Origin of the sequence: Parasutterella secunda (genome assembly GCF_023336895.1) — a bacterium.
Taxonomy (GTDB): Bacteria; Pseudomonadota; Gammaproteobacteria; order Burkholderiales; family Burkholderiaceae_F; genus Aphodousia; species Aphodousia faecalis.
Map to the genome: position 1 here is coordinate 1 of NZ_JAMBLT010000033.1, position 485 is coordinate 485.

2 protein-coding genes are annotated in these 485 nt (G+C 40.8%); one reads left to right on the forward strand and one right to left on the reverse strand.

What is annotated here, in order from left to right:
- Positions 1–255, forward strand: a 255-nt coding sequence (locus M3080_RS09175) for a hypothetical protein (protein WP_249092820.1), incomplete at its 5' end; no start/stop codon positions are given.
- Here M3080_RS09175 and M3080_RS09180 read toward each other — a convergent pair.
- Positions 228–485, reverse strand: a 258-nt coding sequence (locus tag M3080_RS09180) for a hypothetical protein (RefSeq protein ID WP_428982299.1), incomplete at its 5' end; no start/stop codon positions are given. The genes M3080_RS09175 and M3080_RS09180 overlap by 28 nt on opposite strands.

Here is a 485-nt window from a genome sequence, read left to right on the forward strand (position 1 = left end):
TCTCCAGTTATATTAGGTCCTAATATCAGCGGATTCTTCAATAGCGAAGATCAATGGAATAATCGCGATGCGACTACTACACATACTGGTCCATTTAACTATGAAAGGTGTTCAGGTTGGGAGGCTGATGTAGCTTCGGTTCGTAACACTAGAAACTACAAGGTACTATTTGATTCTTCATTGGCTAATGAAATGTATTCTGCGGAAACGGTACAACCTCTTTCTGGTTACGCTTTTATCATCATTAAAGAATAGCCAGCATCAGGTTGAAAAGTATCAGATGCCCCAAACTTTTGATTTGATCTTGACGCATCGACACCTATTAAACAAGGATGAATTGTCGAAGCTTGTCCATTGATGCTGTTGTTGTCATTAAGTTCATCTGTGGTGCCATACATCGCCCCTACGAATTTACAACGATTTGATACCTGCGTCATTCCCATGTACGGCCACGCACCTTTTCCCGTGATATTAGGTCCTAATAT